A 19,960-nucleotide genomic window follows, 5' to 3' on the forward strand; every position below is an offset into this window, starting at 1 on the left:
CCCACGCCGGCGAGGGGCCCGCGGCGAAGCGAAGCGAGACGTGGGAGCCGGTGGGGACTAGAGTGACTTTCGTGAGCACCTCAGCCGGCTGGGACCATCCCCGCACGTCCTTTTACACCGACCATTACGAGCTGACCATGCTGCAGGCGTCCCTTCATTCGGGCGCCGCGCACCGGAAGTCCGTCTTTGAGGCCTTTGCCCGGCGGCTCCCGGACGGCCGGCGGTACGGCATCGTGGCAGGCACCGGCCGGCTGCTGGAGGGCATCGCGAACTTCCGGTTCGGCGAGGCGGAACTGGACTTCCTGGCCCGCACCAACGTGGTGAACGAGGAAACGCTGGAGTACCTGGCGTCCTACCGTTTCTCCGGTGACATCTGGGGCTACCCGGAGGGCGAGGCCTACTTCCCGTACTCCCCCATCCTCATTGTTGAGTCCACCTTCGCCGAGGCCTGCATGCTGGAGACCTACCTGCTCTCGGTCCTCAACCACGACAGCGCCATCGCCTCCGCAGCGTCCCGGATGGTCAGCGCGGCCGGCGGCCGCCCGTGCATCGAAATGGGTTCCCGGCGCACGCACGAGGAGGCGGCCACCGCGTCCGCGAGGGCGGCCATCATTGCCGGGTTCGACAGCACGTCCAATCTCGAGGCGGGCATCCGCTACGGGGTTAAGACCGTGGGCACCGCCGCCCACTCCTTCACCCTCCTGCACGATACGGAGCGGGACGCTTTCGAGGCACAGATTGCCTCCCTTGGGGAGGGCACGTCCCTCCTCGTGGACACGTACGACGTCGAAAAGGCCGTGCGTGCGGCCGTGGACCTTGCCGGTCCACGCCTTGGCGCCGTACGGCTTGATTCGGGCGACCTCGTGGCGCAGGCCCAGTGGGTGCGCCAGCTTTTGGACCAGTTGGGCAATGAGAACACCAAGATCGTGGTCACCTCGGACCTGGACGAGTTCGCGATTGCCGCGCTTCAGTCCGCGCCGGTGGATTCCTATGGGGTGGGCACTTCTCTGGTGACGGGGTCCGGAGCACCGACCGCCAGCATGGTCTACAAGCTGGTCAGCCGAACGGACGGCGACGGAGACTTCGTGTCCGTGGCCAAGGCCGCCAAGAACAAGGCCAGCGTGGGCGGCCGGAAGTACGCCCTGCGGAAACTGGACGAGCGGGGCATTGCCACCGCCGAGGTGGTGGGCGTGGGCCACCGGCCGGAGGACGACGGCAACGACCGCCCGCTGCTGCAGCAGTTCATGAAGAACGGCGAACTGATGCCGGGCTGGACCGGCCATGAAGGCGTGGTCCGCGCCCGCCGCCGGCATGCCGAAACCATGGCCGAACTGCCCGCCGTGGTCAACCGCCTCCAGCGCGGGGAAGCAGCTATTCCCACCAATTACGAGGAGAACTGATGTCCCGGGCCCTGATCATCGTCGACGTCCAGAACGATTTCTGCGAAGGCGGCTCCCTGGCCGTTGCCGGCGGCGCGGATGTGGCCGGCGCCATCAGCGAATACGTGGACGCGCACCACAACGAGTTCGACCACATCGTGGCCACCCAGGACTGGCACATCAATCCTGGCGGCCACTTCTCCGAAACCCCTGACTTCGTTGACAGCTGGCCGCCGCACTGCGTTGCCGGGACCCGCGGAGCCGAGCTTCACCCGGACCTGGACACCGAATACATCGAGGCCTATTTCCAGAAAGGGCAGTTCGCCGCCGCCTACTCCGGTTTTGAGGGGCTGCTGGCCCCTGAGGACGCCGTTCCCACCGGTGAGCGGCAGCCGGGCGCGCTGCCCGGTTCCGGCGATGCTGACCGGTTCGCCCCGGACGAAGACGCGATCGGCCTGGACGACTGGCTGCAGAGCAACGACGTCGAGGATGTTGTGGTGGTGGGCATCGCCACGGACTATTGCGTCAAGGCCACCTCGCTGGACGCCGTGCAGGCGGGCTATTCCGTCACCGTCATCCGCTCCCTCACCGCCGGGATTGCCGATGACCTGGAGGAAACCGTCACAGAACTGGAACTCGGCGGCGTGGACGTCGCCTGACCGCCCGCGGCTGCAGATGCAGCTAAGGAACAGTAACAACAGAAGAGGCCCGGTGCTGTGCACCGGGCCTATTTCTGTTCGCCAAACACTGTCATTTCCTGCCGACGAACCAGTCCTGGAGCTTCCGCAGGCGTGACTGCAGCTGTTCCTCGTTCGCCTGGGCAACGGGCGGACCGCCGCACACCGTGCGCAGCTTGGTATGTACCACCCCGTGCGGTGTACCGGTCCGGGCTGACCAGGCGGCCACGTTTTTGGCCAGCTCGTTCCGGAGGTCCATCAGCAGCCTGTGGTCCGGAACTGCCGGCGCCGGAGCCTGCGCGGCCGCGGGAGCCTTCCGGTTTTTGCGGTTGAGCTGTTCATGCTGGCGCTGCCGCAGGAGGGTGCCCACCTGTTCGGCATCCAGCAGCCCGGGAATGCCCAGGAAGTCCAGTTCGTCCTCGGAGCCAACCTCGCCGCCGGTTCCGAACTCGCCGCCGTCGAACAGCACTCGGTCGAAGGACGCCTGGGAGTCCAGTGCCTCGAATTTGCCCTTGGTCAGGCTGTCGGAGGCCTTCTCCTCGCGGTTGGCCTCATCCATGAGCGAGTCTTCGGGGTTGAAAAGCCCGTCCCCGTCCTCCTTCTCCGGCCGGTCCAGGGCGTGGTCGCGTTCCATTTCCATGGAGTTGGCCAGGGCCATCAGCTGCGGGACCGACGGCAGGAAGACCGACGCCGTCTCGCCCCTTTTGCGGGCACGCACGAAGCGGCCCACGGCCTGCGCGAAAAACAGCGGGGTGGACGTGGATGTGGCATAGACGCCGACAGAAAGGCGCGGAACGTCCACGCCTTCGGACACCATGCGGACGGCCACCATCCAGCGCTGGTCCCCGGCCGAAAACTCCTCGATCTTGCTGGAGGCCTTCGCATCGTCGGACAGAATGACGGTGGGCGACTGCCCCGTGATCCTTTTCAGCTGCCCGGCGTAGGCCCGCGCGTCCTCGTGGTCGGTGGCGATGACCAGGCCGCCGGCGTCGGGCACGGTCCGCCGCACTTCACTGAGCCGCTTGTCCGCACCGGCCAGGACGGCCGGAATCCACTCGCCGGCCGGGTTCAATGCCGTGCGCCAGGCGTGGGACGTGATGTCCTTGGTGACGGCGGCTTCGCCGAGCGAGGCAGCCATTTCCTCGCCGGCACTGGTGCGCCAGCGCATCTGCCCGGAGTAGGCCATAAACATCACCGGACGGACCACGTGGTCCCGCAGGGCGTTGCCGTAGCCGTAGGTGTAGTCAGCCTTGGAGCGGCGGATGCCGTCCCGGTCCTGCGCATACTCCACAAACGGGATGGGCGAGGTGTCGGAACGGAACGGGGTTCCGGTCAGGGACAGCCGCCGGACCGCGGGGTCGAAGGCCTCGCGGAGGCCGTCGCCCCAGGAAAGGGCCTCGCCGCCGTGGTGGATTTCGTCCAAAATCACCAGGGTCCGCGCCGCCTCCGTCTTGGCCCGGTGCAGCAGGGGCTTGCTGGCCACCTGGGCATACGTGACGGCGACACCGATGAAGCCGCGGCCGTGCTGGCCATCGGAGTTCTTGAAGTTGGGGTCGATGGCGATGCCGACCTTGGCTGCCGCGTCCGCCCACTGGCGCTTCAGGTGGTCGGTGGGCGCCACAATGGTCACCCGGTTCACGGCACCGGAGTCTATGAGCGTGGAGGCGATCCGCAGCGCGAAGGTGGTTTTACCGGCACCGGGGGTAGCCACCGCCAGGAAGTCCCGCGGACTCGCCCTCAGGTACAGGTCCAGGGCTTCCTGCTGCCAGGCACGGAGTTTCGGGGCGGTTCCCCAGGCTGCACGTTCCGGATAAGCCGGAGGCAGGGTGGGGCCGCCAAAGAGCGTCTCCGTCACTACTTGTTGTTGCCTGAGTCCCCTCCGGGACCCTTGCCGCCGTCGTTGCCCGGGCGGAGGCCGTCATAGACCTCTTTGCACATGGGGCATACCGGGAACTTCTGCGGATCCCGGCCCGGCGTCCACACCTTGCCGCACAGGGCGATGACAGGCTCCCCGGTCAGGGCGGACTCCATGATCTTTTCCTTGCGCACATAGTGCGAAAAGCGCTCCCGGTCCCCGGGCTCCACTTCCTGGCGCAGTTCCTCGCGCTCAATGGTGGCTGTGGACGATCCAGCCCCGGAAAGCTCACGCATCGGGTCGTTGTCGAGAGGGTCCGTCATGCTAGTCATGCGATCCATCTTAGCCGTTCCGGCAGCTGGACGTTCGACGCCGGAGGCTCCGGCCGCGCCGCCGGGGACCTGCCGCCGTCGTACTTTCCTCCCGGTCACCCTGCCCGCCGGCCTGCGGTCAGAGGCCCTGCCAGGCCGGTTTGTTGTCATAGGTGTGGCGGTAGAAATCCGCCAGTTTCAGGGCCGAGGCGGCTGCCTCGTCCAGCAGGACGGTGGCGTGGGGATGGAACTGCAGCACCGATGCCGGGCAGATGGCAGCCACCGGCCCTTCAACGAATTCCCGCACTGCCTGCGCCTTTTGTGCCCCCGTCGCCACCAGGATCACATGCCTGGCCTCCATGATGGTGCCCAGCCCCTGGGTGAGGACGTGGTGCGGGACTTCGGCCAGGCTGTTAAAGAAACGGGCGTTGTCCCGGCGTGTCTGTTCGATGAGGCTCTTGATCCGGGTGCGGGAGGCGAAGGAGGATCCGGGCTCGTTGAATCCGATGTGGCCGTCGGTGCCCACGCCAAGCAGCTGCAGGTCGATGCCGCCCGCTGCAGCGATGGCGTCCTCGTACGCCTGGCAGGCAGCGGGAATGTCGGCGGCCGTGCCGTCCGGGCCGTGGACGTTCTCCGGGGGGATGTTCACCCGGTTGGTGAACTCGCGCCGGATCACCTCGCGGTAGGATTCCGGGTGGCCGGCGGGCAGACCAACGTATTCGTCCAGGGCAAACCCGTGCGCCCGGCTGAAGTCCAGGCCATCCCGCTCGTGGCGGCCGGCCAGTTCATCGTAGATGGGCAACGGCGAGGATCCGGTGGCAAGGCCAAGGACAGCGTCCGGCTTGTGCCGGAGCAGCTCCCCGATGGCGTCAGCTGCGAGCTTGCCGATCTGTTTGCTGCCGTTGAGGATAACGACTTCCATCTTGTTCCTTCCAGGGCCTTTTCAGCGGTTGACCGTGACCTGGGCCAGCAGCTCCGGTCCGCGGGCGTCCAGCCATTTCCCGCCCAGCCGCACGCCGGTGACAAGAAGCGCAAGCCCCAGCAGGAGCCCCACAGCCAGGTTGAGCCAGCCAAAGAGGCTGTTGCCCGTGATCAGCTGGGCGATCAGCAGCGCCGCCTCGGGCAGGACCAGGACAAAGAGGATCCCCATCCCGGCGAACTGTACTGCGAGGGTCTGGCCCACGTTTCCGGGCGGCTTCTTGAAGGGGCTGTCCCCCGGCAGCGGAACGGCCACCGTGTACCGGGCCGACACCACGGAGGACAGTCCCAGCCCCGTCAGGAGGATCCCGAGGCTCAACCCCAGCTGGGCCGGAAGGGAAGCCCAGTCCGCGACGAATGCAGCGTGGCCAATGGCGAACGCCAGGACAACAGGCAGGGCGAAGGCCAGGCAGGCGAGCGCCCGGCCCAGCCTGTCGTGCACGCCCCGGACGCCGCTGGCCAGGTGCAGCGCGAAGGCAGTGTTGTCATAGGAGACATCGGCGGAGATGGACCAGGCGAGGATAAACGCCGTCAGGGGCGCCAGGAAGGCAAGCGTGCTGAAGTCGCCGGTCTGGCTGCCCTGGAACACCAGCAGCACCGGGAGCAGCGGTACCACGATGAGTGAGCCGGAGTAGCGCGGATCGCGGATCCAGTACGTGAGGGACCGGGCCATCACGGCGCCGGCAGGAACAGCCGGCAGGAGACCGAACAGGCCCAGCTTTCCGCCCTTGCGCTTGCCGCTGCCCGAATACGGCGGACTGACCAGTGCCCGCTCCAGCAGCAGCTTCCAGCACCAGGTGAGTCCGGCCAGGACCGCAACGGATATCAGGAGCTTCAGGGCGGCCGCTCCCGGTTGGCCTGCTTCGAGATCCCCGGCGATAGCCCAGGGGGCACCCAGCGGAGTCCAGGACATTGCCTGGGCAAACTCGGGCAGGAAGCCTGCAGAGGCGGAGATTCCGCGGCTGACTCCCGCCACGATGGGACCCAGGAGGACCAGGGGCACCATAAACGCGATGGCACTGACGTCCTTGAAGCGCCGGGATGCGGCGAGGCTCGCGGTTGCTGTGGTGACCACCTTGGAGAGCACAATGCAGGTCAGTACTCCCAGCACTGCTCCCACGAGGGCTGCGACCGCGGGCAGAACGCCGCGGGACCAGCTGACTACAGTGGCCAATGCCACCAGGGTGGTGGCCAGCCCGGGAATTCCGATCAGCCCGCCGAGTGCCAGCCCTGCCAGCATCTGTTTCATGGGAATGGCAAAGGTGGTGAAGCGGGCAGGATCGAGCGTCATGTCCGTGGCCGAAGCAACCACGGGAATGATGCCCCAGCCCAGGATGGCAGCTGCGCCGCCAAGCACCACGGCGGTTTGCACGAGTTCGGGTTCGGCGCGGCGCAGCAGCACCAGCACCACCACCAGCGTGGCCACCACGCCCAGTGCATACAGTCCGGCAAACGCAATGCCCACCAGCTGCCAGGGGCTGCGCCGCAGGCCGTTGCGCAGCAGCGTGAGTTTGAGCCTTAGAAGGTGCGCAACCATTCCAGCCCTTCCGTATGGCTGCGCCCGCCCACCAGTTGGACAAAGCGGTCCTCCAACGAGGCCCCGGCCCGGACCTCGTCCACGGTGCCCGCGGCCAAAAGCCGCCCGGCGGACACCACGGCAACGTGGTCGCACATGCGCTGCACCAGGTCCATCACGTGGCTGGAGACAATCACTGTCCCGCCCGAGGCCACGTAGCTGTCCAGGATGGAGCGGATATTGGCGGCCGAGACCGGGTCCACTGCTTCAAAGGGTTCGTCCAGCACCAGCAGCCGGGGAGCATGGATCAGCGCCGAAGCCAGGGCAATCTTTTTGGTCATGCCGGCGGAGTAGTCCACCACCAGCGTGCCCGCGTCCTGGGCCAGGTCCAGGGCTGTGAGCAGTTCCCCCACGCGGCTGGCCACCACGTCCTTGTCCATGCCCCGCAGCAGCCCCGCATAGGTGACCAGCTGCTCACCGGTGAGCCGGTCGAACAGCCTCACGCCGTCGGGCAGGATGCCCATCAGCCGCTTGGCCTCCAGCGGCCGGGCCCAAACGTCAACCCCGTGGACCACAGCTGTGCCGAAGTCAGGGCGGAGGAGCCCCGTGGCCATCGAAAGCGTGGTGGTCTTGCCGGCGCCGTTCGGGCCCACGATCCCGAAGAAGGAACCGGCCGGAACGTCCAGGCTGATGCCGTCCACGGCGATCTTCTGCCCGAAGCGCTTGGCCAGCCCGCGGATGGACAGTGCCGCTATGGGAGCCGGCTGTAGCGGAGGCTGCGGTACCGTTTCAGGCTGTACTGGATCAGAAGGTTGTACTGGAGCAGTGAGCTGTACCGGATCAGCGTGCTGTACCGGTTCAGGGTGCTGGGCTGTCATGAAGCCAGACTAGTCCTCACCCTCCGGCTTCGGGGTCCTCCTGCAGGAGTAGAAAAGCAGGCGCGGGCCCGAAGCCTCCCGGTCCTGCCGGGCTGGTCTTAGACCGCCGGTCCTACCGCTTACGGCGGATGCGGATGGGACCTTTGGCGGTGGCGGGATCAACCACTGACCCGCCCTGGGTGATCTCCACCTCGCCGGCGTCCACCAGCCGGCGCGCAGCCTTGCGGGCAGGTTCCATCAGGTCCCGCCAGGTGTCACCGCCAACAGCGCGGGCTGCATCCGACGGGCAGATGGTGGACGTGACGGCCCTGGCAGCCAGGAGCGCCAGGATCGTGGCCTCGAGTTGCCGGTCGGAGCTGCCATCAGGGAGCTGTTCCTCTTCGCGTTTCCCGTCCGCCATGTCACACCCCGGCGGTCAGAAGGTCCGGCGCGGCACCGCACGCTCGTACTGCGGCACCCACGGAATGTTGTGGCCCAGTTCGAACGCTGCACGCAGCCACCAGTGCGGATCCCGCAGGGCGGCGCGGGCGATAAAAACGCCGTCGGCCTGACCGGTGGCGACGGCGTGCTCGGCCTGGCCTGCGGAGGTCAGCAGGCCCACGGTACCGGTGGGCACCCCGGCCTCACTGCGGATCGCGGCGGAGAATCCGGTCTGGTAGCCGGGACCGGCCTTGATCTGCTGATGGGCCACTGCTCCGCCGCTGGAAACGTCCACCAGGTCCACGCCGCGCTCGGCAGCCTGGCGGGCCAGACGCACGGAGGCGGGAAGATCCACGCCGCCCTCGGCCCAGTCGCTGGCCGAGATCCTCAGCAGCAGGGGCATCGAATCAGGAATGACATCCCGCACCGCATCCACCACTGCAAGCATGAGCCTGTTCCGGCCCGCTTCGTCCCCGCCCCAGGCGTCAGTCCGCGCATTGATCAGCGCGCTCTGGAACTGGTGCAGCAGGTAGCCATGGGCCCCGTGGATCTCCACGGTGTCGAATCCGGCATCAACGGCACGGACTGCCGCGGCGGCGAAGTCGCTGATGACCTGCTGGATCTGCTCTTCCGTCATTTCGGCGGGCTGGGCATACCCGTCAAACGCCGAGGGTGAGGGTCCCAGGGTGGCCCAGCCGCCGTCGGGCTCCGGGACACTGCCGTGCTGGCCGGAGAAGGGCCAGTAGGTGGAAGCCTTCCGGCCGGCATGAGCCAGCTGGGCGCCGATTTTTGCGTCCGCCGCACCATAACGGTGCACGAAGGAGGTGATCCGCTGCCAGGCCTCCGCCTGGGCGTCGTTGTACAGGCCCGCGTCCCGGGGGCTGATCCTGCCTTCGGGGTTGACGGCGGCCGCCTCGGTGAGGATCAGCGCCGCGCCGCCGGCGGCGAATGAGCCCAGATGCATCAGGTGCCAGTCGTGCGGAACCCCGGGCGCGTCGTCGGGATCGCAGCTGTACTGGCACATGGGCGACACCCAGCCGCGGTGCTGGAGCTCCAGCGAACGGAGTTTGAGCGGCTCAAACAGTGCGGACACTAGAAGAGCACCCGGGCCAGGGCCTGGCGCGCCTTGGCAACGCGCTCATCCGACGTTCCCACCACCTCGAACAGCTCGAGCAGGCGGACGCGGGCGGTCTCCCGCTCAGGACCGAAGTTCCGGCCAATGAAGCTGACCAGGCGGTTCAGTGCATCTTCGACATGTCCTCCGGCAACGTCCAGGTCTGCGACTGCAAACTGCACGTCCAGGTTGTCCGGTTCATCCGCTGCCTGGGTGCGGAGGGCTTCGCTGTCCTGGGCGGTAAGCGGCTGGAGCCGCAGCATCAGCTCCACCTGGGCCAGCCCGGCCTTGGCCTCATGGTCGGCCGGCATGTCCTTCAGCGCCTGGCGGTAAGCGTCAGCCGCGGCAGCGTAGTCGCCGGCTTCGATGGCATCAAATGCGGCCTGGTGCAGCGGCGGGAGCGGCGCGGGCTCCGCTTCTGCCCCGGCTCCCCCGCCGAGGCTGCCCGTCACGCCGTTGGCTGCGGCGACTTTCAGCAGTTCGTCAAAGAGGCTGCGGACCTGCTGTTCGTCGGCACCGCCCTGGAAGAGCGGGACCGGCTGCCCCTTCAGCACGGCAACGGCGGTGGGCACCGCCTGCACCTGGAACGCCTGGGCCAGCTGCGGGAAGGCTTCGATGTCGGCCGCGCCAAGGACCAGCCGGCCGCCGTAGCTGTCCACTACCTGTTCGAGGACGTCCAGCATGCCGGCGGACTCGGGCGAGTAGGAGGCCCACAGTGCAAACACCACGGGGACCTGCGCTGAGAGCTCCACGAGCTGCTGAAAATTGGCCTCGGTGACGTTGACCTTCAGTTCCGGGCCACCGGGGGCCTGGCCGGGCTGGTCACCGCCGTTTCCGGGGGGCGGGGCGGACGGGGCCGGGCGCTGCTTCAGGGAGGAAAGATCGACGGCGCCGCGCAGGTTGAGCAGGTTGGCAGCGGCAGGAGGGACTGGGCGGGAAGCTGGCGAACTCATGCTTTCCACTCTAGCCACTCCGGCCGCTGCCGGGGGTACAGCACAATCGGGACTACTTGAAGCTGGCCCCTACGAGCCCGCGGGTTGCCGCCACAAGCTTCATGGGGTCGCTGGAGCCCGCGGGCGGAACGTAAACGGCCATTGATTCGGCAAAGCTGAGGACCATCCCGGTGGTGGTTTCCTTGCCGCCGGCCAGGGCGGCGGCGTCGTCGCCGATGGTCAGCTTGTCGCCGGCAGCCTTGGGGGTTCCCTCGAAGCCGAAGTTGATCCGGCCCAGGACCAGCGCGCCGCCGTCTGCGGTGCGGAACACAACGGTGCTTTCCGGAACCACCTTGTGCGTGAACGAGAAGTTTCCGTTCTCGCCGGCCTTGACCACCTCGGACTGGTAGGACAGGGTGTCGGCGATGTACGGCGAGGACTCGCCTTCCACCAGTTTGTCCTTGAAGGCGGAATCGGCGCTGGTCAGGCGGTCGGCCAGGCCGGACATGGCTTCTTCACCGCTGTAGAGCAGCCCTGTCTTGTCCGCCGCGGCCAGGGTTTCGGTCCCGCGGTTGATGCTGGGGAAGGTAGTGCCGGGCTGCAGCGGATTGGTTTCCACCAGCTTGTAGTTTTCGCGCGGTGACGCCTGGACGAGGGTCAGCAGCTGCGGCACCACGTTGCCGTCACCCTGGGTCACGGCCAGCACGGACCGGGGCCACTCGCGGTCCTTTGTGACCACCGTGGTGAGGAGCTTGGTGGAGCGGACGGGCATGCGTGGCTCGTACGATCCCACCTGGGAGCGGATCTTGTAGTTCTGCGTCCGGACCTCAAGCTCGGTTCCGCCGACGCGCTCTGCCAGCTTCGCTGCGTCCTTGGCTGCGTCACCGGTGTCCGCTGCACCGGAGACCTGCTCCAGGATGCGGCGGAATTGCGCATCCAGCAGCACCGGGGAGCCGGCCTGCTCCTGCCCGGCGGCCGGTGCTGTTGATGCCGGATCCGATGAGGGCGCGGGCGACGCCGCCTGCGCGGCGGTGCCGGCTCCGGCAACTACAGCCACCGTGACCACTCCGGCGGCCACCATGCCCAGCCGGGAGGACGTGCGGGCTTCGGACCGGGCACGGGCACGCTGGGCAAACCCGCTGCCCTTGCCGCTGCCTTCGCCGTCGCGCTTGCGGGCCGAGAGCAGGGCCAGGACGATGCCTGCCAGGATCAGGAGCGAGCCCAAGACCATCAGCGGGATGGCCCAGGGGGTGGAGGTATCGTTCGGGAACGTCATGGAGATGGAGGCCGGCGCGGGCCGGGTTCCGTCCGAGGCCAGCAGGAGCGTCCAGTCACCGTCGGCAGGCGGTGTCCAGGAGTATTCCAGCTCACCACTTGCGTTCTCGGTGGAGACCCACAGATCGGAGCCGGCCGGGCTGGGAGCCGTGGCTTCGCCGTCGGCGTGATCAACCTGGAGGGACTTTCCGTCCTCCGAAACCCCCGTGATGGTGTTGTGCGCGGTTTGACCCACCCAGGCGTCAACGTCGTCGGGGCGGCCGGCCGTGAGCACGAAGTTGCCGTCACCCTCGACGTTGATCTTGACGGTGCCGCCGTGCAGCGTGCGCAGCTTCTGGTCAATGACGGTCAGCGGCGCCGCCTGCCCGTCTGCAGGCGCAGAGGCCGTAAACGTTTCGGAAGGGGCCCAGATGGTTCTCTGGCCGATGCCGGCCAGCAGTGTCAGGAGGCCGAGCAGCACGAGTGCGACTGCAGTCTTTAAACGCAAGGGAACACCTATCATCAGCGGGGGTTTAGCTTCAATAGTAACGGTTTTGTTACCACGGCCCCGGACCGGCAGGGGTAACCGCGTCCGGCGGGGCCCACGGAGAACGCCCTTCCGCGGGTGTTGACAAGGCTGCTGATAGTGTTTGCGATGATCATCACACCGGCCCGCAGCAGCGGCGCCACGCACCGAACAGGCCCCACATCCCAGTGACTGACAAGACGGACGAGTCCTCCGCGGCATACGAGAATCCGGAGGGTGCAGAGCCTTCGGCGAAGGCGCCCCAGGACCCTGCCCCGGCGCACCGGAGGGGGGCGGCCGCAGCCCTCGGTCTGGTGGTCCGCCGCCTTCGCCAGCCGCTGCCAGGAGCCCAGCCGAGGCTCCGGTTCGAGATGCCGCCGGAGTATTCACAGCACGAGGAGCCCAGCGCGGATCCCGACGGCGTGAGCCGGCCGCAGTTCGGTGACCCCGGGCCCCGCATGTCCCCCCAGCACCCGCTGTATATGGGCTTTATGGGCACCGTGGGCGTGGGGGTGGCGCTGCTGGTCTACTGGATCGGGTCCCACACCACCCAGCTGCTGCTGTGGATCGTCGCCGCCCTCTTCATCGCCCTGGGCCTTGAACCGGTGGTCGGGTGGCTGGAACGCCGCAGGATTCCCCGCCCGGCCGGCATCCTGGTGTCCGTCAGCGTGCTGGTGGCGGCCGTCGTCGGCTTTTTCGCCACCCTCATCCCCACCATCGTGGACCAGGTCACCGAGATTGTGGAGCAGGCACCGGTATGGGTCAGGGACTTTATGAACTCGGACCTGTTCCGTACCCTCGATGACCAGTTCGGCGTCCGGGACCGGATCGCCGAGGAAGTCAACAAGTTCGTCAATGACCCCGAAGCCGTGGGCGGCATCGCGGGCGGAGTGGTGGGATTCGGCTCCACGGTGGCCAACGGACTGTTCGGTGCCCTGATCGTCCTGGTGCTGAGCCTGTACTTCCTTGCGGCGCTGCCGGCCATGAAGAGGTGGGGCTACAGGCTTGCGCCACGTTCGCGCCGCCACCGGGTGGAGGCCTTGTCCGAGGAAATCACCAAGTCGGTGGGCAACTATGTCATCGGCCAGGCTTGCGTGGCACTGCTGAATGCCACGTTCGCCTTTATCGTGATGACGATTGTGGGGGTTCCCTTCGCCCTGCTCCTGGCCTTTGTGGTGGCACTGCTCGCCTTCATCCCCCTGGTCGGGGCCATGATCGCCGGCGTGGTGGTGGTCCTCATCGCCCTCACCGTGGGCTGGCAGACCGCCGCCGTCTACGGCATCTGCTACTTTGCCTACCTGCAGTTCGAGGCGTACTTCATCTCGCCGCGCATCATGCAGAAGGCCGTGGCCGTACCCGGCGCGGTGGCCGTCATCTCGGTCATCGCAGGCGGCAGCCTGCTGGGTGTCCTGGGCGCCCTGATCGCCATTCCCACCGCGGCGGCCATCCTGTTGCTGATCAAGGAAATCTATATCGTGCGGCAGGACAAGCACTAGGAACCGGAGCTCCGGGGCACCGGAGTTCCCAGGGCACCGGAGCGGCCAAACCGCTAGGCCGGCGCGTTGGCCACCGGCCCGTCCCATTCCTGCGGAAGGCTGGTTCCTGCTGATCCTGCCCCGGTCACTTCATGCACTATCTCGTTCAGGACCCGCCCGGCGTACTTCTCCCCCACCCACAGGTGTTTGGCACCCTTGACGCCCACCAGGCGGGCCTGCGGCACCAGGGTGAAGCGCTCCTTCGCGGCCTCCGGCTGCAGGTAGTCGTCATGCTCGGGCACCAGCACCGTGAGCGGCTTCCCGGACTGTGCCCACTGCTTAAGGTGGGAATCCTTGGCCCGGTGCAACGGGGGCGAGAGCAGGATGGCACCCTCGATCTGCGCCGCCACCGGTTCAACCGCCCCGTACATCAGGGCAAGCTCGGTGCCAAAGGACCAGCCCACCAGCCACCGGTTGGGCAGGCCGCGTTCCACGGCGAAGCGGACGGCCGCCTCCACATCGTGCTGCTCCCCGATGCCTTCTTCAAAGGCTCCCGTGCTGGTGCCACGGGGGGACTCCGTGCCGCGGGTGTTGAACCGGAGCACCGCGATACCGGCCAGGGCCGGCAGCCGGTAGGAGGCCTTGCGGTACACATGCGAATCCATAAAACCGCCGTGGGTGGGCAGCGGATGCAGGGTAATAAGGGTGGCGTTGACCGGTCCGGATTCCGGAAGCGCCAGTTCTCCCACCAGGGTATGCCCGTCCTGCGTCTTCAGCTCCACGTTTTCACGCCTGGCCGGCAGGACAGTGGAAGCACGGATGGGCGTGGGGCCCGTGGACTGGCTGAATTCGTACGACGCCGGATCAAAAGTCATGCCTGCCAGCTTAGCGACAGCAGGGCCCCATGCCGTTACCGGTACCGGTAGCTTCGGGTCTGCCAGCAGTTGGTGTGCCAGTGCCGCCGTTCCGCCAGGCCGGCTGCCGCACCGAAAATATGGTCATCCTTCCACACCACCAGGTGGGCAACTCCGGGCAGCACGGCGGTGGAGCACTCAGGGCAGATGTAGGTCTTTTCCGCGTTTTTGGCGGTCATGGTGCGGACCATCCACTCGCCGTCGGGAGCACTCTCCCGGCGGGCGATGCCTGCACGCGCGCGTTCCAGGTCCAGCTCGGGAACGTCAGCACTCCCTTTCTTTCCCCCCGCCCGGCCGGACCCGGCTCCGGCTTTTCCGGACACTGGACGGCGGGGTCGGTTGGAACGCGGCATGCCTCCATTCTGCCCCAGCCCGGCCCGTGCCAGCTCCCGCCTGCCTTCTCCCGGACGGCTGGTGCCGCCGTGGCAGAGTCCCGTCCGCAAAATCGTCCCGGGCGGGCACTTGCCGCGCCAGACGGTAGTCTGTACGGCGTGCGACTTGTCATAGCCCGATGCTCTGTTGATTACGTTGGCCGGCTTAAAGCCCATCTTCCCCTTGCCACCAGGCTCCTGCTGGTCAAGGCCGACGGCTCGGTCCTGGTCCATTCGGATGGCGGCTCCTACAAGCCGCTGAACTGGATGAGCCCGCCGGCCACCCTGCGGGTTTCGTCCCCGGAAGACGTGGACCTGGAACTGGGCGTCGTTGAGCAGTGGACCGTGCAGTCTGCCAAGACCGATGACCGCCTCATCATCAACATCCACGAAAAGCTGAACGACTCCTCCCACGACCTGGGCGTGGACCCCGGCCTCATCAAGGACGGGGTGGAGGCGGACCTGCAGCGGCTTCTGGCCGAGCAGATTGAAACGCTGGGCGAAGGGTATTCGCTGATCCGCCGGGAATACTTCACGGCAATTGGGCCTGTGGACATCCTGGCCAGGGACGCGGCCGGTGCAACGGTGGCCGTGGAACTGAAGCGGCGCGGCGATATCGACGGCGTTGAGCAGCTCACCCGGTACCTTGAACTGCTGAACCGGGATCCGCTGCTGGCGCCGGTCCGCGGAATCTTCGCGGCCCAACAGATCAAGCCCCAGGCCAAGGTCCTGGCAAACGACCGCGGCATCGACTGCATAACCCTCGACTACGATGCAATGCGCGGCGTGGACGACGTTGAGTCCCGGCTTTTCTGACGCTGCTTTTAATCAGGACTCAGATAATCAGCAGACTGCCCTTCCCGGGGCGTTGAATTCGTTCCAACAAGGACATTTAACCGGCCTTTTACCTAAAATTTATGCGTTTGACCGCCCAAACCGTTGACCTCCGCCTACTGGCATGAAATTCTTATCTCAGTCTTTGTGTAGGTGTTTTTCATGCTCGCAAGACATGTTGCGAGCGCGAAGCTCCTGCAGCGCCAGTCCCTTTCCGGACAGGCAATCCAGGATTCTTCTCGCGGAGTGACCAAGGCCGGCACGAGGTGTGCCGATCTTAAAAAGTTCCACAATGAGGAGAAATAAATGGCACAGGGAACCGTCAAGTGGTTCAACGCTGAAAAGGGCTTCGGCTTCATTACCCCGGATGACTCCGATGGTGATGTCTTCGTTCACTACTCCGAGATCCAGACCGGCGGCTTCAAGACCCTCGACGAGAACCAGCGCGTTCAGTTCGAGATCGGCCAGGGCGCCAAGGGTCCCCAGGCTACCGGCGTCACGCTGGTTTAGTCCCCGCCTGCCGCCCGCTTAATGCGGCCGGCAGCGAAACAAAGGCCTCCGGCAATTCCGCCGGAGGCCTTTGTTGTTTAATTCAAACCCGTCCTGCACCACTAGCAGACTGTATTATCCGGGGCAATGCGGATTGTGCGTGTGAATGCAGCCGGATCAGTTCACCAATTTGCCGACCAGCCGGGCGCCCTGCGGAAGGGAAAGCCCGGGCAGGTAGGCCCGCGTCAATGCCCGGCCTATCGCCGGCAGGTGCAACGGATCCTGATAGTAAAGATAAAGGGCGCGGTACTCGGGTTTGAACCGCGACTTGAATGCGGCCAGTGATCGGAATCCGTAGATCGGTTCAAGGGCGTGCCCCACCAGGTCCAGGATGCGGACCAGGTTGTCCGCCCGGTCCTGCCCGTCCGGATTGGCCTCGGCCCCGGAGCCGGGAAGGCTCGCCAGCGGAGACCCCGAGAGGGAGATGACCTCAACGGAATCGCGCAGCTCAAGTACCGCGGAGGCGATCAGGAATTCCATCACGCCCGGAAATCCATCAGCACCCCGGCGCATAACATCCAGCGTCCTGCTGACCAGCCGCCCGCCGTCGTACACCGGCAGCCAGCTGGTCACGCCATGGACTGTACCGCTGGCATCCACGGCGAGGCAGCACAGCACCTCAGGGTCGTCGAGCTCGTCGATCCCGCCCAGGGTAAAGCCCATTTCGGGAACTGTTTTTCCGGCTGCCCATTCCTCCGAGACTTCGCTGAGCTTTGAACGGAGGACGGCCGGCAGGGAGGCATACGTTCCCCAACGGGCTTCGACCCCCAGCTTCGCGGCGCGGTTCAAGGCGGTCCGGACGTTCTGCCATTCCTTCCCCTTGAACTCCAGTTCGCGGATGGCCAGGCGGGTCTCCTGGGCCACGGCGACCCGGGAATACCCCCGCTCCTGCAGCATCGGCCAGACCGCATCGTCGCAGGAGTAGAGCGCCGGGATCATGGCCTCGCGCCTGCAGTAACCAAGAAACTCCTCGGTCACGCGGACTTGGGCGTCTGCGGACCCAAAAGCGCCGCCGAGTGTCAGTGCCACGCTGCCGTGCCGCTGGAATGCGAATGCGCCCTGTCCGTCGGGGCTGAACCAATACATGTTCGGTTCCCACAACGCCATCCAGGAGAGCGGTCCCCCGCCCTGGTGGAGCAGATGACGTGCCCTGATCCTGTCCTGGCGCCCGGAATCGTTGCCGTGGTGTCCGCTCAGCAGGGCCCACCAGACAGTCACCAGGGCAATAACCCAGAACACTGGGCCCGAGTAGGCAAAGAGGACCGCTTCCACGGTGTTCCGCTCGGCAAAAACGCGGTGGTACTGCTGCGGAATAGGTACCGGCACGTACTGCCGGGCCAGTTCGGCAAAGAGCCCCAGGAGGCCGCCGTCGCGCATCAGTCCCCCGGCCCACAACCAGGCGATGGTGTAGCCGGCGGCAAGGACAAGCCACGAACCTCCCACCACGAAGGCCAGCATCCGGCGTGCGGCTGGAACTGTCTGGACGCGGAACTGCCGCCGGTTCACCCAGAGGAGCACCGCCAGCAGCAGGGGCACGCAGACCAGTGGAAGTACATGGGCAAACGCGGAGCCCATGGGCGGTGCGGCGGCGCCGTGCGGCCGGGACGGAACCAGGGCGAAAAGGGCGAGATAGACGGCCGCCAGCGCGGTCACGGCCAGTTGGATGGCAATGGCGATGTTCAAGGCAAGGCGGCGGCCCCGGCGTATGCCGTCGGCGCAGATCAACAGCAGCACCACCGGGACCACCGCCAGGGCGAGGCCGAAGGGCCCGGCGAAACCGGCCCTTCCGGCTTCCAGGCAGGATGCCTCCACCGTGGTGCCGCAGTTGAATGCCAGCTGGCCAAGGGTGGGCATCGGATTCAGGACCACCTCCCGCAGGAGTGCCAGCGGACCTGTGGGCGCACGCGCGATGCCCGTCAGGATCGGGCCCACCGCAAAGACGGCAACCGTGAGGGCAAGCAGGTTCCGCGCCTCACGGCCGGTGGAACGGTGCCGGTGCAGCTGGCCGTGGTCACCCTGGATCCACCAGCCCACGAGGAGTCCCAGGACGGCGCCAATCAGGCCAATGACCGTTTCGGCATGCCCGACATACAGCACCAGCAGGAGCGAAATCGAAAGCACGCCGGTCCGCAGCCGGCGCTGCCAGAGGACGGGCAGCCGTCCGGTGGCAGCAAGGCCTGCCGCCAGGACTGCCGGGTAGGGTCCAATCAGGATATCGTCTGCCATCCGGTCGAGCCATCCGTCACCAACGTAGCCGGCCAGTTGGGTGATCAGCAGGAAGATCGTGACGGCCCCGAACTGGCCGCCGAGGAACAGCGCCACCGTGGCAGGTGTTCCCAGCCTCCGCTCCGCCAGGCCCAATAGCACGAGGATCATCAGCGACGCCGAGATATAGGCCAACGGGTTGGTGGCGAAGAAGAGGCTGGTAAAGAGGGACCACCAGTTCCCGGCACGCAGGCCCGGTCCGCTGACTCCGGCCCCGTCGAGCAACTGCTCCGGCGGCCCTGCCAGGAAGCTGCCCGTGACGGCGCCGGTGACCAGGAGCACCGCGAGCACCGCCACCGAGAACGGCATCGATTTCAGTCCGGTAAGGATCCGGTCCCGTGCGGGACGTACCACTGTTGTCCACGCCAGGGATGCCGTTCGTATCTGCTGTCCGGAAGTCACTGGCCCAGCCCCCATCTGTCGGAAAGGAACTGCAGGGCATCGGCAATCCGCTTGGAGGACGTGTCCCAGGAATGGCCCGTATGTTCCACCGTGTAAGCGCGGACGTCGAAGCCGGCCTCCCGGGCGGCAGCGGCAAGCGTATTAAGGTAGGCCACGAATTCCGGGTCGTCCTGTCCGGCCGTCAGGTACACGCCGCTGGACTCGAAGCGCCGCTCTTTCATCAGGGCCAGGGGGGTCTGCGAGTCGAACTCCTCCGGTTTCCCGGGGAAGGCGGCATCAATCGTCTTTTGCCGCTCCTTGGCAAGCGCCGGCTCGGCTTCGCCGGAGAACGAAAGGATGGCGGGGAACAGGTCGGGGTGCCGGGTTCCCATCTGCAGCGCGCAGGTGCCGCCGAAGGAAAAGCCGCCAATAGCCCATTGGTGGTGGTTAGTGTCTACGGCCAGCGTTGAACTGATCCAGTCGGGGACATCGCGGGAAAGGAACGTATCGGCCTGCGCTATCCGGCTGTCCATGCACATGGTGTTTGCGGACTGGGAACCGTTGGGATCGGGAATGACCACCACCGGCGCCAGGCCTCCATGGGCCGCGGCGAAGGAGTCCATGTGTCCGTCCAGCGCCCCGCCGGTGAGCCAGTCCGGGGGCCCGCCCGGCTGGCCGGCAATCAGCACCAGCACGGGCAGGGCAGGCCGGTTCCTGGCGAAGTACGCAGGCGGCAGGTAGATATACGCGTCGCGGGTGGCCATGCCGGAAGCGGTGCCCGGAATGGCAGCCTTGCGCAGGACTCCCCCGGCCGGAAGCTCACCCTGCGGCGCCCACCCGTGGAGCGGGACGCCGTCGGCCGCTCCGTCCTGCCGCATCAGCCCAGGTTCAAGCATGGGGATTCGGGCCACGGCAGTGCCGAGAAGGTCACTGACGGTCCGGTTCAGGCCGAAGTAGGCGTTGACCTGTACGCAGGACAGGGCCGCGACCAGCAGAACCGCGGCCAGGCCGGTGGCGCGGCGGGGCCAGCTGCTTCGGGGCAGCCGGAGCAGGAGCAGGAGCAGGGCGGCCACGGCGGGCACCACCCAGAGCAGGACGGCATCGGGGATGTTTTCCGGGAAGACGGAGAAAAGATTAATCAGCGCCCAGTGGACCGTGGCCACCAGGGCGAAGGCTGCTGCAACGGCGGCAACCACCTGGACAAGCCAGCGCCGTCGGCCCGTCGGTGCGGGAGGTGCGAGCAGATACACGGCACCCGCCAGGCCCAGGACCAGGGAAGCCCAGTACACCGGGCCGTCGGTGAGACGGACGTCAAAAACCCAGTCCACAGT

Annotated in this window: 18 protein-coding genes; 5 read left to right on the plus strand and 13 right to left on the minus strand. The window is 66.7% G+C overall.

The window, feature by feature from the left end; genetic code table 11:
- The first annotated feature begins 71 nt into the window (after positions 1-71).
- Positions 72-1,400, plus strand: a complete 1,329-nt coding sequence (locus tag QRN11_RS21575) for a nicotinate phosphoribosyltransferase (protein ID WP_285314449.1) — start codon at positions 72-74, stop codon at positions 1,398-1,400.
- Positions 1,400-2,038 (plus strand): isochorismatase family protein, encoded by a 639-nt coding sequence (locus tag QRN11_RS21580; RefSeq protein WP_091415737.1) that lies wholly within the window; start codon positions 1,400-1,402, stop codon positions 2,036-2,038. Before QRN11_RS21575 ends, QRN11_RS21580 begins: the two co-directional genes overlap by 1 nt.
- Before the next feature lie 91 nt (positions 2,039-2,129).
- Here the strand turns inward: QRN11_RS21580 and QRN11_RS21585 are convergent, their stop codons facing one another.
- From QRN11_RS21585 to QRN11_RS21625, 9 genes are all read right to left on the minus strand, one after another.
- The gene (locus QRN11_RS21585) at positions 2,130-3,911 is read right to left on the minus strand and encodes a DEAD/DEAH box helicase (protein ID WP_285314450.1); all 1,782 of its coding nucleotides are present in this window, start codon (positions 3,909-3,911) and stop codon (positions 2,130-2,132) included.
- Complete coding sequence (locus QRN11_RS21590; protein WP_370455872.1) at positions 3,911-4,243, minus strand: DUF3039 domain-containing protein; 333 nt, start codon at positions 4,241-4,243, stop codon at positions 3,911-3,913. The genes QRN11_RS21585 and QRN11_RS21590 overlap by 1 nt, the downstream gene beginning before the upstream one ends.
- Positions 4,244-4,361: 118 nt before the next feature.
- On the minus strand, positions 4,362-5,144 hold the full coding sequence (nagB, locus tag QRN11_RS21595) for a glucosamine-6-phosphate deaminase (protein WP_285314451.1): 783 nt from the start codon (positions 5,142-5,144) through the stop codon (positions 4,362-4,364).
- Between the two features lie 21 nt (positions 5,145-5,165).
- The gene (locus QRN11_RS21600; RefSeq protein ID WP_285314452.1) at positions 5,166-6,737 is read right to left on the minus strand and encodes a transporter; all 1,572 of its coding nucleotides are present in this window, start codon (positions 6,735-6,737) and stop codon (positions 5,166-5,168) included.
- Positions 6,719-7,594 (minus strand): ABC transporter ATP-binding protein, encoded by an 876-nt coding sequence (locus QRN11_RS21605; protein ID WP_285314453.1) that lies wholly within the window; start codon positions 7,592-7,594, stop codon positions 6,719-6,721. The genes QRN11_RS21600 and QRN11_RS21605 overlap by 19 nt, the downstream gene beginning before the upstream one ends.
- A 112-nt stretch (positions 7,595-7,706) precedes the next feature.
- The gene (locus tag QRN11_RS21610) at positions 7,707-7,994 is read right to left on the minus strand and encodes a DUF3253 domain-containing protein (protein WP_285314454.1); all 288 of its coding nucleotides are present in this window, start codon (positions 7,992-7,994) and stop codon (positions 7,707-7,709) included.
- 15 nt (positions 7,995-8,009) lie between these two features.
- On the minus strand, positions 8,010-9,107 hold the full coding sequence (locus tag QRN11_RS21615) for an NADH:flavin oxidoreductase/NADH oxidase (RefSeq protein ID WP_285314455.1): 1,098 nt from the start codon (positions 9,105-9,107) through the stop codon (positions 8,010-8,012).
- The gene (locus tag QRN11_RS21620; RefSeq protein ID WP_285314456.1) at positions 9,107-10,081 is read right to left on the minus strand and encodes a tetratricopeptide repeat protein; all 975 of its coding nucleotides are present in this window, start codon (positions 10,079-10,081) and stop codon (positions 9,107-9,109) included. Before QRN11_RS21620 ends, QRN11_RS21615 begins: the two co-directional genes overlap by 1 nt.
- A gap of 52 nt (positions 10,082-10,133) precedes the next feature.
- Complete coding sequence (locus tag QRN11_RS21625) at positions 10,134-11,837, minus strand: DUF8094 domain-containing protein (protein ID WP_285314457.1); 1,704 nt, start codon at positions 11,835-11,837, stop codon at positions 10,134-10,136.
- 191 nt (positions 11,838-12,028) lie between these two features.
- Here QRN11_RS21625 and QRN11_RS21630 point away from each other — a divergent pair, with 191 nt between their 5' ends.
- A complete protein-coding gene (locus QRN11_RS21630; RefSeq protein ID WP_502935066.1) occupies positions 12,029-13,336 on the plus strand; it encodes an AI-2E family transporter in 1,308 nt (435 codons plus the stop codon).
- A 53-nt stretch (positions 13,337-13,389) separates the two neighbouring features.
- On the opposite strand, the gene QRN11_RS21635 is transcribed toward QRN11_RS21630, so the two are convergent.
- Positions 13,390-14,190 carry an alpha/beta hydrolase gene (locus QRN11_RS21635; RefSeq protein ID WP_285314458.1) on the minus strand — a complete coding sequence of 267 codons (801 nt, stop codon included), beginning with the start codon at positions 14,188-14,190 and terminating at the stop codon, positions 13,390-13,392.
- Between the two features lie 35 nt (positions 14,191-14,225).
- Positions 14,226-14,582: an Rv1322 family protein gene (locus QRN11_RS21640; RefSeq protein ID WP_285314459.1), complete on the minus strand. Its 357-nt coding sequence runs from the start codon at positions 14,580-14,582 to the stop codon at positions 14,226-14,228.
- Between the two features lie 138 nt (positions 14,583-14,720).
- On the opposite strand from QRN11_RS21640, the gene nucS reads away from it, so the two are divergent.
- Complete coding sequence (gene nucS / locus QRN11_RS21645; RefSeq protein ID WP_285314460.1) at positions 14,721-15,416, plus strand: endonuclease NucS; 696 nt, start codon at positions 14,721-14,723, stop codon at positions 15,414-15,416.
- Between the two features lie 324 nt (positions 15,417-15,740).
- Positions 15,741-15,944, plus strand: a complete 204-nt coding sequence (locus tag QRN11_RS21650; protein WP_011692441.1) for a cold-shock protein — start codon at positions 15,741-15,743, stop codon at positions 15,942-15,944.
- A 156-nt stretch (positions 15,945-16,100) separates the two neighbouring features.
- Here QRN11_RS21650 and QRN11_RS21655 read toward each other — a convergent pair whose 3' ends face one another.
- Together QRN11_RS21655 and QRN11_RS21660 are read right to left on the minus strand one after the other, a co-directional pair.
- On the minus strand, positions 16,101-18,665 hold the full coding sequence (locus QRN11_RS21655) for a bifunctional lysylphosphatidylglycerol flippase/synthetase MprF (protein ID WP_285314461.1): 2,565 nt from the start codon (positions 18,663-18,665) through the stop codon (positions 16,101-16,103).
- Complete coding sequence (locus QRN11_RS21660; protein ID WP_285314462.1) at positions 18,647-19,957, minus strand: alpha/beta hydrolase; 1,311 nt, start codon at positions 19,955-19,957, stop codon at positions 18,647-18,649. Before QRN11_RS21660 ends, QRN11_RS21655 begins: the two co-directional genes overlap by 19 nt.
- Between the last annotated feature and the right edge of the window lie 3 nt (positions 19,958-19,960).

This window comes from Pseudarthrobacter sp. fls2-241-R2A-168 (assembly GCF_030209335.1).
In the GTDB taxonomy this organism is placed as follows: Bacteria; Actinomycetota; Actinomycetes; order Actinomycetales; family Micrococcaceae; genus Arthrobacter.